The sequence below is a fragment of the Streptomyces sp. NRRL WC-3626 genome (genome assembly GCF_000718785.1).
GTDB lineage: Bacteria > Actinomycetota > Actinomycetes > Streptomycetales > Streptomycetaceae > Streptomyces > Streptomyces edwardsiae.
Window position 1 is genome coordinate 38,282 of record NZ_JOCA01000011.1, and the last position, 14,387, is coordinate 52,668.

Annotated in this window: 13 protein-coding genes; 6 read left to right on the top strand and 7 right to left on the bottom strand. The window is 72.6% G+C overall.

Annotated features, from left to right (window positions below; all coding sequences use genetic code 11):
* Positions 1-100: 100 nt before the first annotated feature.
* Positions 101-1,519 carry a HEAT repeat domain-containing protein gene (locus IF28_RS0118725; protein WP_030221442.1) on the bottom strand — a complete coding sequence of 473 codons (1,419 nt, stop codon included), beginning with the start codon at positions 1,517-1,519 and terminating at the stop codon, positions 101-103.
* A 300-nt stretch (positions 1,520-1,819) separates the two neighbouring features.
* Positions 1,820-2,212 (bottom strand): ankyrin repeat domain-containing protein, encoded by a 393-nt coding sequence (locus IF28_RS0118730; protein WP_030221444.1) that lies wholly within the window; start codon positions 2,210-2,212, stop codon positions 1,820-1,822.
* Between the two features lie 263 nt (positions 2,213-2,475).
* On the opposite strand from IF28_RS0118730, the gene IF28_RS0118735 reads away from it, so the two are divergent.
* Positions 2,476-2,670, top strand: a complete 195-nt coding sequence (locus tag IF28_RS0118735; RefSeq protein WP_030221445.1) for a hypothetical protein — start codon at positions 2,476-2,478, stop codon at positions 2,668-2,670.
* A gap of 49 nt (positions 2,671-2,719) precedes the next feature.
* The gene (locus tag IF28_RS0118740) at positions 2,720-4,372 is read left to right on the top strand and encodes a hypothetical protein (RefSeq protein ID WP_037893552.1); all 1,653 of its coding nucleotides are present in this window, start codon (positions 2,720-2,722) and stop codon (positions 4,370-4,372) included.
* Positions 4,373-4,861: 489 nt separating this feature from the next.
* On the opposite strand, the gene IF28_RS0118745 is transcribed toward IF28_RS0118740, so the two are convergent.
* The gene (locus IF28_RS0118745) at positions 4,862-6,361 is read right to left on the bottom strand and encodes a PLP-dependent aminotransferase family protein (protein WP_030221449.1); all 1,500 of its coding nucleotides are present in this window, start codon (positions 6,359-6,361) and stop codon (positions 4,862-4,864) included.
* A gap of 30 nt (positions 6,362-6,391) precedes the next feature.
* Between IF28_RS0118745 and IF28_RS0118750 the strand changes: the two genes are divergently transcribed.
* The 4 genes from IF28_RS0118750 (at position 6,392) to IF28_RS0118765 (ending at position 9,945) form a co-directional block, all read left to right on the top strand.
* Positions 6,392-7,126, top strand: coding sequence for a YczE/YyaS/YitT family protein (locus IF28_RS0118750; RefSeq protein ID WP_420713782.1), 735 nt, complete (start codon positions 6,392-6,394; stop codon positions 7,124-7,126).
* Positions 7,123-7,890, top strand: a complete 768-nt coding sequence (locus IF28_RS0118755; protein ID WP_030221455.1) for a glycerophosphodiester phosphodiesterase — start codon at positions 7,123-7,125, stop codon at positions 7,888-7,890. Before IF28_RS0118750 ends, IF28_RS0118755 begins: the two co-directional genes overlap by 4 nt.
* A 54-nt stretch (positions 7,891-7,944) precedes the next feature.
* Positions 7,945-9,291, top strand: coding sequence for an MFS transporter (locus tag IF28_RS0118760; RefSeq protein ID WP_030221457.1), 1,347 nt, complete (start codon positions 7,945-7,947; stop codon positions 9,289-9,291).
* A 279-nt stretch (positions 9,292-9,570) separates the two neighbouring features.
* Positions 9,571-9,945, top strand: a complete 375-nt coding sequence (locus tag IF28_RS0118765) for an RNA polymerase-binding protein RbpA (protein ID WP_003977404.1) — start codon at positions 9,571-9,573, stop codon at positions 9,943-9,945.
* Positions 9,946-10,068: 123 nt separating this feature from the next.
* On the opposite strand, the gene fxsA is transcribed toward IF28_RS0118765, so the two are convergent.
* The 4 genes from fxsA to IF28_RS0118785 all read right to left on the bottom strand — a co-directional run bounded on the left by fxsA (position 10,069) and on the right by IF28_RS0118785 (position 14,301).
* The gene (gene fxsA, locus IF28_RS0118770; protein ID WP_030221460.1) at positions 10,069-10,650 is read right to left on the bottom strand and encodes an FxsA family membrane protein; all 582 of its coding nucleotides are present in this window, start codon (positions 10,648-10,650) and stop codon (positions 10,069-10,071) included.
* Positions 10,651-10,705: 55 nt separating this feature from the next.
* The gene (locus tag IF28_RS0118775) at positions 10,706-11,521 is read right to left on the bottom strand and encodes a polyprenol monophosphomannose synthase (protein ID WP_030221463.1); all 816 of its coding nucleotides are present in this window, start codon (positions 11,519-11,521) and stop codon (positions 10,706-10,708) included.
* A gap of 547 nt (positions 11,522-12,068) precedes the next feature.
* The gene (locus tag IF28_RS0118780; RefSeq protein WP_030221466.1) at positions 12,069-13,676 is read right to left on the bottom strand and encodes an amidohydrolase; all 1,608 of its coding nucleotides are present in this window, start codon (positions 13,674-13,676) and stop codon (positions 12,069-12,071) included.
* A gap of 184 nt (positions 13,677-13,860) precedes the next feature.
* Positions 13,861-14,301 (bottom strand): Lrp/AsnC family transcriptional regulator, encoded by a 441-nt coding sequence (locus IF28_RS0118785; RefSeq protein ID WP_030221468.1) that lies wholly within the window; start codon positions 14,299-14,301, stop codon positions 13,861-13,863.
* Positions 14,302-14,387 lie beyond the last annotated feature (86 nt).

A 14,387-nucleotide genomic window follows, 5' to 3' on the forward strand; every position in this document is an offset into this window, starting at 1 on the left:
CCCGTGAGCGTTGACTCCCTCACCCGTGCAGGTCAGGCGGCATCCACGCGCACCTGACCCGCGGGTCACCCGGCGTTCACACCGCGCGGGCGGGAGGGGGTCACACGGCGGTCCCCTCGGGGCCGATGCGGCTGCGTACGGCGGTCTGCACCTCGGCCTCCTCGGCCGGGTCCGCGGCGAGCCTGCGCAGCCGTTCGACGACGCGGGTGTCGCCGGTCTCGGCGTGCCGGGCGGCGATCTCGCGGGTGGTCTCCTCGCAGTCCCACAGGCACTCGACGGCGAAGCCGGTGCCGTAGGAGGGGTCGGTCGCGGCGAGTGCGCGCGCGGCGCGGCCCCGCAGATGGGAGGAGGCGGTCTCGCGGTAGACATGGCGCAGTACGGGGGCGGCGCAGGTGATGCCGAGGCGTCCGGCGCCGTCGACGAGGGTCCACAGGGTGGGCGCGTCGGGACCTTCGCCCCGTACGGCCTCCCGTAGCGCCGCGAGCACCAGGTCGCGGTCCTGGAGCCCGCCCCGGCAGGCGAGGACGCGGCCCGCGGCGGCGCCCAGCGGGTCGGGCCGGCGGGCCCAGCCGCGCGCACGGTCGACGGCCGCGAGACTGCGCATGCGTTCGAAGGCGTCGACGGCGGCCTCGACCACGGGCGTCGAGCCGGTGGCCACGGCGGCCTCGATCAGGTCGAGGGCCTCGGGATCGTTGCCGTCGGCGAGATAGCGCAGGGCGGTGCACCGGGCTCCCTCGGTGCCGTCCTGGGCGGCCCGGACGATCTCGGGCCGGTCCTCGGGGCCGGCCACGGCGGCGAGACATCGGGCGGCCGGGACATGGAGCGCGGCGCCGCGTTCGACGCCTTCCTGGGCCCATTCGAAGACCGCCCGTACGCTCCAGCCGGGGCGGGGCCCGCCGGGGCGCATCTGCCGCTGCCAGCGGTCGAAGGACCCGGCCTCCTGGGCGGCGCGCACGCGCTTGGCGACGGATTCGCGGGGATCGTCGGCCCACAGGCGCCAGGGCCGCGGTTCGAAGGCGTCGCGAACGGTGGCGGCGAGCTCCGCCTCGCCCTCGGGGTCGGTGGTGAACCGCGCGAGGACCGGGACGGCCAGGGCCCGCAGCCCCGCGTCGTCGTCCCTGAGGGCCAGCTCGTCCAGGGCCCAGGCCCAGTTGGTGCCGTGGGCCGCGTACCTGCGCAACAGGCCGAGGGCGTCCGGCCTGCCGTAGGAGGCGAGGTGCCCGAGGACCGCGAGGGCGAGTCCGGTGCGGGACTCGTCGGTGTCGAGGACGTCCTCGGGGTCGAAGAGGTGGGCCTCGATCGCGGCCAGGTCGCCGTGCAGATCGAGGTAGAGGCGGGCGTAGTAGAGGGAGCGGTTCTCCACCTGCCAGTCGTGGCGCGGGTCGCGCAGCACACAGTGGTTCAGCGCCGCGAGCGCTTCGGAGCGCGGGGCGGTGAGCGCGTGCAGCGTGCCGTCGCCGCGGCCCCGCTGGAGCAGGCCGAGCAGCGTACCGCTGGGCGCTATGACCGGATCGAACATGGGAAACAGCCTCACATCAAGCGTCGACGCAACCGGGGACCTGCATTACCTGGCCGCGTGACAACACGTCGGGGCGCCCGCCGTTTCCTGCTTGCTGTAGACCATCTCTCTCTGCCTCTCGTCGGTGGCCCAGGCGGGCCGCATCACGGTCCGCGCGGTGCGGCAACACCTGCCCAGCCATCGCGTCCGTGAATCACGTCGTCATGATGACCCGGCGGTCACATCTACCGCGACCGAAATTTCGGCGGCCCTGTACCGCCTCCCCCGTTTTCCGTGTCGTCGCTGGTCGGAGCGGGTCGCTCAGTCCTCGCCGAACAGCTCGAGCAGTTCCGTGCGGGCGAACATCCGGGCCGTGTCGACGGCCGAGGGGGTGCCCGCGGCCGGGTTCGCGCCGCCCTTCAGCAGGGCCCGGATCACCTCGGTCTCGCCCTTGAAGACCGCCCCCGCGAGTGGTGTCTGACCGCGGTCGTTGACGCGGTCGGCGTCGGCGCCGCGCTCCAGCAGCGCGCGCACCGCCTCGGCGTGGCCGTGGTACGCGGCGAGCATCACGAGGGAGTCGCCCCGGTCGTTGGTGAGGTCGGCCGGCACGCCCGCGTCCACGTAGGCCACGAGTTCCTCGGTCCGGCCGCGACGGGCCAGATCGAAGATCTTGGTCGCCAGCTCCACGACCTCGGGGTCGGGGGCTTCAGTCATCGGCCGGACCGCCTCTCACTGCACATGCTTCACGCATCGGGGACAGGACGTACGTCTGCGAGCGGTGCAGAGCCGTACGGGTGAATCGCCAGCGTACTGGCTCACCGGGCACATGACCCGCTGCGCCCGAGGTAATGATCACGGCAGGACCATCCGGGGGGAAATGCCAAGAATCCACCCAGTTGCACCTTTAATCGTATAGATACATTCTGTGATCCTGGAAGTACTCATGGTGACTGTCCCCGCAAACCAGGAGAACTCACATGATCGTCTCGATCTCATGCGTGGTGCTGCTCGGCGTCGTCGTCTTCATCTTCTTCCGCAAGGACGGACTGAAGGCGTCGCACGCCCTGGTGGCGATGCTGTTCGGCTTCTATCTGGCCAGCACGGCCATCGCACCCAGTATCAAGGCGGGCGGCGAAAGCCTGGCCGGCCTCCTGGGCGGGTTCAAGTTCTGATCCGCCCGACCACGCACCGACCGCCCGTACGCACCCTCTGGAGACAGCAGTGGCCCGGCGCCCTCTCCCCCGCATCCTGACCAACGGCGGCGCACAGCTCGCCCGCAGCCGGGAGCTGGCCAGGACGGCGGCCGACAGCGCCACGGACGTCCTCCACCCGCTGATCACCATCACGCGCGGTCTGCGCCGGCTGGCCTCGGCCGGGCGGCGCAGGTGGGCCGACACGCCCAAGGACCGGCGTGGCGCACTGCTCTTCATGGTGGCGTCGGTCGTGCTGGCCGTGGCACTGGCACCGTACGGTCCGCTGCTCGCCGTCGTCACCCTGATGGCGGCAGCGGCCTGGCAGGGCCGGGACCGCGCCCCGTCGGCGCCCGCCGGGCCCGACGCGTCCCAGCTCCAGCGGCTGAAGTCGCTGTACGACGCCCTCGTGCCGTACTTCTCGGCCGCCGAGGACCCGGAGCCGCTCTACGCGCACGGCGGCGACTGGGAGAAGGTCTTCTCCGAGTACGAGTTCGACCCCACCGGCCGGATCGCGCACCTGGTGATCGGCTACCCCGCCTACTTCACCGACGGCGAGCCGGAGTCCCGGGCGCGGATCGAGCATCTGCTCGGCGCGAAGTCGGGGCGCGGCCGCGAGTACCAGTTCGTGTGGGACGAGGAGGCCAACCAGCTCACGGTCCGCGTCCTCGCGCCCCTGCCCACCGACATCGCCGCCCAGCCGTTCGTCACGGCCCCGGGCGAGACGGTGCTCGGCTTCACCGATCCCACCAGGGTGCAGCGCACGCTGCCGCTCACCCACGGCACGCACGGCGAGGAGCGGCGTGACGCCCCGCCCGTCGTCTGGCGCACCGGCATCCGCTCCACCGAGCCGCACCTGCTCGCCGTCGGCCAGCCGGGCAGCGGCACCTCCACGCTGCTGCGCTCCATCGCCCTGCAGGCGCTGCACCACGGTGACGTGGTGATCGTCGACGGCGGCGGCACCGGCGAGTACGCCTGTCTGACCGGACGGGACGGTGTGCTCGCCGTCGAGTGCGGGCTGCCGGGGGCGCTGACGAGCCTGGAGTGGGCGGCGCACGAGACGGAGCGGCGGCTGATCGCGGCGAATCGGGCGCATCAGGCGGGCGATCCGCCGCCGGAGGACACGCGGCGGCCGCTGTGGCTGTTGCTGGACCGGCCGAGCGCGTTCACGCACCTGGCGGCCGCGGACGGGCGCAAGGATCCTCAGGCGCTGCTCGGGGTTCCACTGCGGCACGGCCGGCCGGCGAACGTCACCGTGGTCGTCGCCGAGCAGTTCGACGGGCTGGACTCGCTGGAGGAGTCGGTGCGGCAGCATACGCGTGCGCGGGTGGTGCTCGGGGCCGCTACGGCGGGGCAGTTGGAGGCTGTGCTCGGGGCGCCTGCGCACACCACTCCCGTCGAGCAGGTGCCGCCCGGGCGGGGGTACGCCCGGCTCGGCGGCGGGCCTGTGCACCGGCTGCAGGTGCCGGCCACGCCTGATCCGTACGACGACGCGACGAGCGATGCTCATCGGCAGGCCGTGCTGGAGTTGTTGCCGCCTCGGACGACTCCGGTGGATGAGGAGGCGGGGGTGCGGGCTGTGCGCCTCGACAAGGTTCGGGAGGAGGCTGCCGAGGACGGAATCGGGGGGCGGTCCGTGGAAGCTGTCGGAGCCGAGGCGGCTGTGGCGGAGCCCAGCTCCTGACGGACCGGCGGTGCGCGCGGGTCACTGCCGTTGACGGGGTGCCCAGTGGCACGTGCCGCCGCGCCCACCCGTGCCGCCCCAGCGGCACGACTGCCCGCGGTGGGACGGCACCGCCGCCACCCTGAACGTCTGCACGTGTGCCCAGTGAGACCGGCACCGCCGCCACACCGAACCTCGGCACGCGTGCCCGCGGTGAAACGGCACCGTCGCCACCCTGAACGTCTGCACGTGTGCCCAGTGAGACCGGCACCGCCGCCACACCGAACCTCGGCACGCGTGCGCGCGGTGAGACGGCACCGTCGCCGATCCAGATGTCTGCGCGCGTGCGCGTAGTTGGATGGCACCGTCGCCGATCCGAACGTCCGTGCGACCGCGCGCGGTTGTGCCGCTCCGTCGCCGCCCTGGACGTCTGCGTGACTGCACGCAGTGGGATGACACCGTCGCCGCTCCGGACTGCGGGGCGGGGCCGTGCGGGTGTCCGCGTGTTGGTCACGCCACGAAGGTGCGGGGGGTTTCCGTGCCGGTTGTAGCGCCTGTTCGAACCAGGTGGGCCGCCGCGGAGAGGCGGGTCGCCGCCTCCTCGGCCACGGGGCCGCCCACCGTGAAGGGGAGGCGGACGTACCCCTCGAAGGCGCCGTCGACGCCGAAGCGCGGGCCGGACGGGACCCGGACGCCGACCCGTTCGCCCGCCTCGGCGAGCCGGGAGCCGGAGAGGCCGCCCGTGCGCACCCACAGGGTGAGTCCGCCGCGCGGTACCTCGAACTCCCAGTCGGGCAGCTCCCGCCGTACCGCGGCCACCAGTTCGTCCCGGTTCTGCCGGGCCTGCGCGCGCCGCATCTCCACCGCCCGCTCCCAGCCGCCGGTGCCGAACAGCCAGTTCACCGCCAGCTGTTCCAGGACCGGCGTCCCCAGATCCGCGTACGCGCGTGCGGCGACGAGGCTGCGGATCACGTCGGGGGCCGCGCGTACCCAGCCGATGCGCATACCGGCCCAGAACGCCTTGCTCGCCGAGCCCACCGTGATCACCGTGGACCCCGCCGGGTCGAAGGCACACACCGGGCGCGGCATCTCCACGTCCGGGTCGAGCCACAGTTCGCTCATCGTCTCGTCGGCGACGAGCACCGTCCCCGCGGAGCGCGCCGAGTCCACCAGGCGGCGCCGCTGGTCCTCGGCGGCGAGCGCGCCGGTCGGGTTGTGGAAGTCGGCGACGACGTAGGCGATCCGGGGTGCCGCCTCGCGCAGCACCTGGCGCCAGCGGTCCATGTCCCAGCCGCCCAGTCCCGCCGCCATGGCCACCGGGACGAGCCGGGCGCCGGCCTCCCGCATCAGCTGGAGGATGTTGGCGTAGGACGGCGACTCGACGGCGATGCGCTCACCGCGTCCGCCGAAGAGATGGCAGATGGCGTCGATGGCACCCATCGCGCCGGTCGTCACCATGATCTGCTCGGGCATGGTGGGGATGCCCCGCGCGGTGTAGCGGTCGGCGATCATCGAGCGCAGGGCGGGCAGCCCGGCGGGATAGTCGCCGTGCGTGTGCGCGTACGGCGGCAGCTCCTCCAGGGCGCCCTGGACGGCCCGGGTGAGCCAGGGCTCGGGGGCGGGCAGCGCGGCGCAGCCGAGGTCGATCATCGAGCCGAGGGTCTCGGGCGGCAGGGGCTCCAGTCCCCGCGCGGGCACCGGGTTGCCGGCCGGCACGGCGGTCCAGCTGCCCGCGCCGCGCCGTGACTCCAGGAATCCCTCGGTGCGCAGCGCCTCGTAGGCGGCGGCGACGGTGGTGCGGCTGACCGAGAGGGCGAGGGCGAGCTCACGCTCGGCGGGCAGCCGCGCGGCCACCGGGACACGTCCCTCCAGCACCAGCAGGCGGATGCCGTCGGCGAGCGCGCGGTAGGCGGGCGGACGCCGGGTCCCTGGGCCTGCGGGGCGGTCCTGCTGGGAGTGGAGCAGCCTGGCCAGCTGCGCCGCCCCCACCGCTGAAGTCCACTGCGCCATAAGAATCAGTCCACCTTCCCCGAATTGGCCATGGATGACATCATCGACCAAGCCACAGGGTGTCATGAGTCGGTCCACTTCCACCACAGGGGGCACGTCTTGGCCAGGTACTCGTCCCGGCACGGGCATCTCACACGGCGGCTGTTCCAGCTGTACGCCGGTCTGGCGCTGTACGGCGCGAGCTCGGCGCTGCTCGTACGGTCGGGGCTCGGTCTCGAGCCGTGGAACGTGCTGCACCAGGGCCTGTCCGAGCGGACGGGGCTGTCGATGGGCCTGGTGCTGACCCTGGTCGGCGCCGCGGTGCTGCTGCTGTGGATCCCGCTGCGTCAGCGGCCGGGGCTTGGCACGGTCTCCAATGTGCTGGTGATCGGCGCGGCGATGGACGCGGCCCTGACCGTGGTGCCGGACGCGCACGCCATGGCCGTACGCGTGCTCCTGCTGACGGCGGGCATCGCGCTGAACGGGGCGGCCACCGGGCTGTACATCGCGGCCCGGTTCGGTCCGGGCCCGCGCGACGGGCTGATGACGGGGCTGAACCGGCGCACCGGGGTGTCGGTCCGCCTGGTCCGCACGGCCATCGAGATCACCGTGGTCGTCACCGGCTTCCTCCTCGGCGGCACGGTGGGCGTGGGCACCCTGCTCTACGCGGTGACCATCGGCCCGCTCGCCCAGCTCTTCCTGCGCGCCTTCGCCGTTCCCTCGGCATCCGACGGCAGCACGGTCGTTGCCGCCGGTCAACCGGAGCGCGCGATACTGCGTTCGTGACAGAGCGGATACGCCACCCCTACCTCGACCATCCCGGCCCGATCGCCTTCGCCCACCGGGGCGGAACGGCGAACGGCCTGGAGAACACCGCTCGGCAGTTCCGCCGCGCGGTCGAGGCGGGCTACCGGTACATCGAGACCGACGTCCACACCACGCGCGACGGCCGGCTCGTCGCCTTCCACGACGCGACCCTCGACCGGGTGACGGACGGCGCGGGCCGGATCGCCGATCTGCCGTGGCGGGAGGTGGCACGGGCGCGGGTGGCGGGCGAGGAACCGGTCCCCCTGTTCGAGGAGCTCCTGGAGACCTTCCCCGAGGTGCGCTGGAACGTCGACGTGAAGGCCGAGGCGGCCCTCCTGCCCTTCCTGGACCTGGTCGGGCGCACCGGCTCCTGGGACCGGATCTGTCTCGGCTCGTTCTCCGAGGCCCGCGTGGTGCGCGCGCAGCGGCTGGCCGGCCCCCGGCTCGCCACCTCGTACGGCACCCGGGGTGTGCTGAGCCTGCGGCTGCGGTCCTGGGGGCTGCCGGCCGCGGTGCGCCGTTCGGCGGTCGCCGCGCAGGTGCCCGAGCGGCAGTCGGGCATCCAGGTGGTCGACCACCGGTTCGTGCGCGCCGCCCACGCGCACGGGCTGCGGGTGCACGTGTGGACGGTCAACGAGGCCGAGCGGATGCACCGCCTCCTGGACCTCGGAGTGGATGGCATCATGACCGATCACATCGACACACTGCGCAAGGTCATGGAGGACCGCGGCGTCTGGGTCTGAGGCCTGGCCGCGTCCCGGCGCCCGCGCGCGTCTCACGGGGAAGCGAGGGCACGGGTGGACACGGACACCGTGCGGTCACCGGCGCCGGACGAGGCCGCCGGCCGGCGGCGCGAGCAGCGCGGCTGGTACTTCTACGACTGGGCGTGCTCCGTGTACTCCACGAGTGTGCTCACGGTGTTCCTCGGCCCCTATCTGACGTCGGTCGCCGAGGCCGCGGCGGACGCGGACGGGTTCGTCCACCCGCTGGGCATACCGGTGCGCGCCGGCTCGTTCTTCGCGTACTCGGTGTCCCTGTCGGTGATCGTGGCCGTGCTGGTGATGCCGCTGGTGGGCGCCGCCGCCGACCGGACCGGCCGCAAGAAGCCGCTGCTCGCGGCCGCCGCCTACACGGGGGCCGCGGCGACCGCGGGCATGTTCTTCCTCTGCGGCGAGCGCTATCTGCTCGGCGGCCTGCTGCTGGTGGTGGCGAACGCGGCGCAGTCGGTCGCGATGATGCTCTACAACTCCTACCTTCCGCAGATCGCCCCGCCCGAGGAGCGGGACGCGGTCTCCTCGCGCGGGTGGGCCTTCGGCTACGCGGCCGGGGCCCTGGTGCTCGTCGCGAACCTGGTCCTCTACACCGGCCACGACAGTTTCGGGCTCTCCGAGGGCATGGCGGTGCGCATCTGTCTGGCCTCGGCCGGTCTGTGGTGGGGAGCCTGGGCGCTGGTGCCGCTGCGCCGGCTGCGGGACCGCCGTGTTCCCGCGCGCGAGGCGGCCCTGCCGGGCTTCCGGCAGCTGGCGGCGACCGTCCGCGACATGCGCCGGCATCCGCTGACGCTGTCGTTCCTGCTGGCGTACCTGATCTACAACGACGGCATCCAGACGGTGATCTCCCAGGCCTCGGTGTACGGCTCGAAGGAGCTGGGGCTCGGCCAGTCGACGCTCATCGTGGCCGTGCTGCTGGTGCAGGTACTGGCGGTGGCGGGTGCGCTGGCGCTGGGCCGGCTGGCCCGGCGGTACGGCGCGAAACGCACGATCCTCGGATCCCTGGTCGCCTGGACCCTGACCCTGGCCGCCGGGTACTTCCTGCCCGCCGGGGCCCCCGTGTGGTTCTTCGTCCTCGCGGCCGGCATCGGTCTGGTCCTCGGCGGCAGCCAGGCGCTGTCCCGCTCGCTCTTCTCCCATCTCGTGCCGCCCGGCAAGGAGGCCGAGTACTTCTCGGCGTACGAGATGAGCGACCGCGGGATGAGCTGGCTCGGGCCGTTGCTGTTCGGTCTCACCTATCAGCTGACCGGCAGCTACCGGGACGCGATCATCTCCCTGGTGGTGTTCTTCGTCCTGGGATTCGCGCTGCTCGCGCGGGTGCCGGTACGGCGGGCGATCAGCGACGCGGGCAACCCGGTACCCGAACGGATTTAGCGCTCGGCGCGAAAGGGCTGTAGTGTACGCGTTTGGCCTGCCAGGCGTACCGTTACTGCGCGTCAAAGATGCCGAACGCTGTGTCAGATCTACTTACAGATGTGACAAACCGGACGTCCGGGGGTACTGCACTGGTTGACAAGGCTGCGGCTACGACGGCGACGTACAACCCGGATCGGGGCTCCGGACGGGAATCTTTACCGCCGTCCGGACGTTGACCGGATGACGACGACAGCGACACACCTGTCCTGTGGGCGACAAGCCCGGGAGGCACGATTCATGAGTGAGCGAGCTCTTCGCGGCACGCGCCTCGTGGTGACCAGCTACGAGACGGACCGCGGCATCGACCTGGCCCCGCGCCAGGCCGTGGAGTACGCATGCGAGAAGGGGCACCGCTTCGAGATGCCCTTCTCGGTCGAGGCGGAGATCCCGCCGGAGTGGGAGTGCAAGGTCTGCGGTGCCCAGGCACTCCTGGTGGACGGTGACGGCCCCGAGGAGAAGAAGGCCAAGCCCGCGCGTACGCATTGGGACATGCTGATGGAGCGGCGCACCCGAGAGGAACTCGAAGAGGTCCTCGAGGAGCGTCTCGCCGTTCTGCGTTCCGGTGCGATGAACATCGCGGTTCACCCCAGGGACAGCCGAAAGTCGGCTTGATCCCGGCGGGGAGTGGGCAAGGCCACCACGCACAGCGTTACACGACCGCGGGCGCCGTACTTCAGGGTACGGCGCCCGCGGTCGTGTGCGTGCGGGCCCTCCCGGAGAGCCCGGGCCCTGTCGTCAGCGGGTGAGCGGCGGGCGCGGCCCCTGGGCGGTGTCCCCGGGCGCGGTCCCGGGCTCGTCCCGTACAACCTCGCCCGGGACGACCTTGCCGTCGGGCCGGTGGATGCGTGCCTGCTGGAAGGCGTCACCGAACGGCCCCTGCCCGGCCTCCCGGAGCTTGCGCTCGAAGGTGCGCTGGGCGGAGCGGCTCACGGCCTTCTGCACGGGCGGCACCAGCAGGAGGAGTCCCGCGGCGTCCGAGAGCACGCCGGGGATGATCAGCAGCAGGCCGCCCAGCATCGTCAGGCCGTTGCCCTCGCTGTTGGGCCGGGCCTCGGACGGCATCCCGCCCTGCTGCCGCTGCAGCGTCTCGGTCAGATTCCTGAAGGCCCGCCGGCCGGCCCGCTTGATGACCACGGAGCCGAGGACGAGACCGGCCACCAGGATCAGGAAGACCACCAGCCCGTTCGACGCCCCGGCGACCACGGTGAGCAGCCAGATCTCCAGCACCAGCCATGCGGCGACACCCAGCGGCAGGAGGGTGCGCAGCCGGGAGCGCCGGGGCCGGGCGGGATGCGGGGTCTGAGCGCCAGTCGTCATGCTCCCAGTGTGCCTGGGCCCGGCTCAGCACGGGATAAGCGGGCGACCGGCTCTCCTACGGCTGTGCGGTGGGCCGCCGCTTCTCGTCGCCGCGGCCGAGGACCTTGCCGACCCTCTCCCCCACGCCCCACGCCGTGACCCGCCACAGCGCCTCGACAAGGATGTCGCGGCTCATCTTGGAGTCGCCGTGCTCGCGCTCGACGAAGGTGATCGGCACTTCCACGACGTGGTAGCCGGCCTTCACCGCGCGGCGGGCCAGATCGACCTGGAAGCAGTACCCCTGCGAGGCCACTTCCTCGAGACCGAGGCCCTCCAGGGTCTCCCGGCGGAAGGCGCGGAAGCCGCCGGTGATGTCGCGCAGCGGCAGATCGAGCGCCACGCGCGAGTAGAGGCTGCCCCCGCGCGAGATGACCTCGCGGGACTTCGGCCAGTTCACCACCCGACCGCCGGGCACCCAGCGGGACCCGAGCACCAGGTCGGCGCCCTTGAGGGCGGTCAGCAGACGGGGCAGTTCCTCGGGCTGGTGGGAGCCGTCGGCGTCCATCTCGATCAGTACGCCGTAGCCGTGTTCCATGCCCCAGCGGAAGCCCGCGAGATAGGCCGCGCCGAGGCCTTCCTTGCCCTTGCGGTGCAGCACCTGGACGTGTTCGTCGGCCGCGGCCAGTTCGTCGGCGAGCTTGCCGGTGCCGTCGGGGCTGTTGTCGTCGGCCACGAGAACGTGCGCCTCGGGAACGGCCTCACGCACCCGGCCGACGATCGCCTTGATGTTCTCCGCCTCGTTGTAGGTCGGGATGATCACCAGAGCCGTGCCGAGCGGGCCGAAGTTCCTCCCCTGGGATCCTGCCGTGAGGGTCCCGTCGCCGTCGTTCACTGCTGCCCCTTCATGTCCTGTGCGCAGGGTCCCACCATAGTGGGCACGGCCTGTGCCGACGTGACAGGACATTCGTATGGTGGTGTCGTTTACCGAAGATCGGGTAGGAAGACACGTTTTGGGCGTGTGAAGAAGGAAGAGGGACAGCGGATGGGGGCCCGGCGCCCTTCGGGCCGGCCCGGGACCCGCCGGCTGCGGATCGGCCTGAAGCCGTTGTCTACTGAGCGCCCGGGCCCCACCCGGGGTCGCACCTCCCCGGCCGGCTGACACGTCCCTCGGTACCGCGCCGCCGCTGAGCCTGGCTCCCAGTGACGGTGCCCCGGTGCGGCACACCGTCCCTGACCCAGCGGCGCTGACACGAGTGGCCGGACGTTCTCCGGTCGGGCGTCCTGTGGTGGACATGGGCGAACCTACCGGCCCCCTGCGGCCGCCTGTCAACAGCCGTTCGACCTGCGTCATGTGGTTCAAACACCTGGTCAGCGGCGAGGATGCGCAGGTCGCGAGACGGGGGCGCGGCACATGATCGTCACCGCGCCGTCCGCGTAGATCACTCGCCCGGCCGTACGAAGACCGTGCGCCCGCCGACCACCGTACGCAGACAGACGGGCAGGTCACGGCCCGGGGCGAGGTCGGGCAGTCCGGGGGTGCCGGAGCGCGGGTCGGTGGACCAGCGCGCCACCCGGTCGTCGGGCGCCTGGACCACGAGTTCACCGGTGCGCCAGAGGGCGTAGTCGGCGGGTGCGCCGGGCACCAGGACGCCCGCGTCGTCGCGTCCGACCGCCCGCCAGCCGCCGCGCGTGTGCGCGGTGAACGCGGCGCGCACGGAGACACGGTGCTCGGGTGTGCGGTGGAAGGCGGCGGCCCGGACGGTCCCCCAGGGGTCGAGGGGGGTGACGGGACTGTCGGAGCCGAAGGCGAGCGGCACGCCGGCCCTCAGCAGCGCCGCGAACGGGTTCAGGGTGCGGGCCCGCTCCGGTCCCAGGCGCTGGGCGTACATGCCGTCCTCGCCGCCCCACAGGGCGTCGAAGACGGGCTGGACCGAGGCGGTGAGGCCGAGTTCGGCGAAGGCCGCGACGGTCTCGGGGGTGAGCATCTCGGCGTGCTCGACGCGGTGCCGGGCGGCCCGGATCCGGCCGAGGCCGACCTTCTCGGCGGCGGCCCTGATGCCGTCGACGACGGCGGTCACGGCGGCGTCGCCGATGGCGTGGAAGCCCGCCTGGAGTCCCGCCTCGGTGCAGGCGACGACATGGGCGGCCACGGCGGCTGCGTCCAGGTGGGCGGTGCCGGTGTGACCGGCGTCGGCGTACGGCTCGTGGAGGCACGCGGTGTGCGAGCCGAGGGCGCCGTCGGCGAACAGGTCGCCCGCGGCACCGACCGCGCCCAGGTCCCTCGCCTTGGCGACGTCCTGTTCGGCCCAGTAGCCGACGACGCGGGGGCCGTTCCCCTCGGCCGCGAGCCGCAGCAGGCCGGTGAAGTCGTCCTCGGAGGAGATCTCCGGGCCGCCGCACTCGTGGACCGTGCCGATACCGAGGGAGGCCGCGTGGGCGAGGGCGGCACGCTGGGCCTCGGTGCGCTGGGCCGGTGTGACGGCGGCCAGGGCGGCGGCGCGTACGGCGTGGTGGGCGTCGCCGGTGAGCGGGGCGTCCGCGCGGGTGACCGCGGCGGCCGGGACGAGGTCGAGGAGCGCGGTGGTGACGACCGCGGAGTGGACGTCGATCCGGCTGAGGTAGAGGGGGCGGCCGCCGGTGGCCTCGTCGAGTTCGGCGCGGGTCGGCGGGCGGCCGCCGGGCCAGCGGGCGGCGTCCCATCCGTGGCCGAGGAGGACACGGTCGTGGGGGCGGGCGGCGGCGAACTCGCGTACGCGGACGAGCGCGGCGTCGAGGGAGGGGGTGGTGGAGAGGTCCAGGCCGGTGAGGGCCAGGCCGGTGGCGGTGGTGTGGACGTGTGCGTCGGTGAACGCGGGGGTGACCAGGGCTCCGTCGAGGTCGATCACCTCGTCCGCGCTGTCGGTGAAGGCGTCCGCGGCGCCTTCTGTGCCGACCCAGGCGATGTGGCCGTGTTCGACGACCATCGCTGTCGCGAAGGGGTCGGCGGGGCTGTGTACTTCGCCTCGGCGGAGGAGGGTGGTGCGTGGGGGGTCGGTGCGTTCACTCATGGGGACAGTTTCGCCTGTCGGGGAGGTGGGGGCTTGGGCGGGCCGAGTTTTCTCGCCCCCGCCGCCCCTTCCCGTTCCCGACCCCGGGGCTCTGCCCCGGGATCCCCGCTCCTCAGACGCCGGAGGGGCTGGGTGGAAACGCCGGAGCGGCCGGGTGGTGCGCGGGGGCTGATCGTCCGCGGCGTCAGATCCTGGGCGGGCGGGATTCGTACGGGGTGGACAGGACTACCGTCGTGCGGGTGGAGACTCCTGCCAAGGTACGGACCCTGGCCAGGAGTTCTTCGAGCTCGTGTGGGGTGGAGACACGTACCTTGAGGATGTAGTTCTCGTCGCCCGCGACGCTGTGGCAGGCCTCGATCTCGGGGACGCCGCCGAGGCGGTCCGCGATGTCGTCGGGGGCGCTGGGGTCGAAGGGTTTGACCGAGATGAAGGCGGTCATGGGCAGGCCGACGGCCTCCGGGTCGACGACCGCGGCATAGCCGCGGATGACGCCACGCTGTTCCAGCCGGCGCACCCGCTGGTGCACGGCCGACGTGGACAGGCCCGTGGCCTTGCCCAGGTCTGTGTAGCTCATCCGCCCGTCCTTGACGAGCAGCTGCACGATCTGTCGGTCCAGCTCCTCCATGGCGCAAGAACCTACAGTGCGCTTGATCTCCTCGGATACCTGAACCGTCCAGGTCATACCCGGTTCGTGATGCGCGCGCGGGCCCG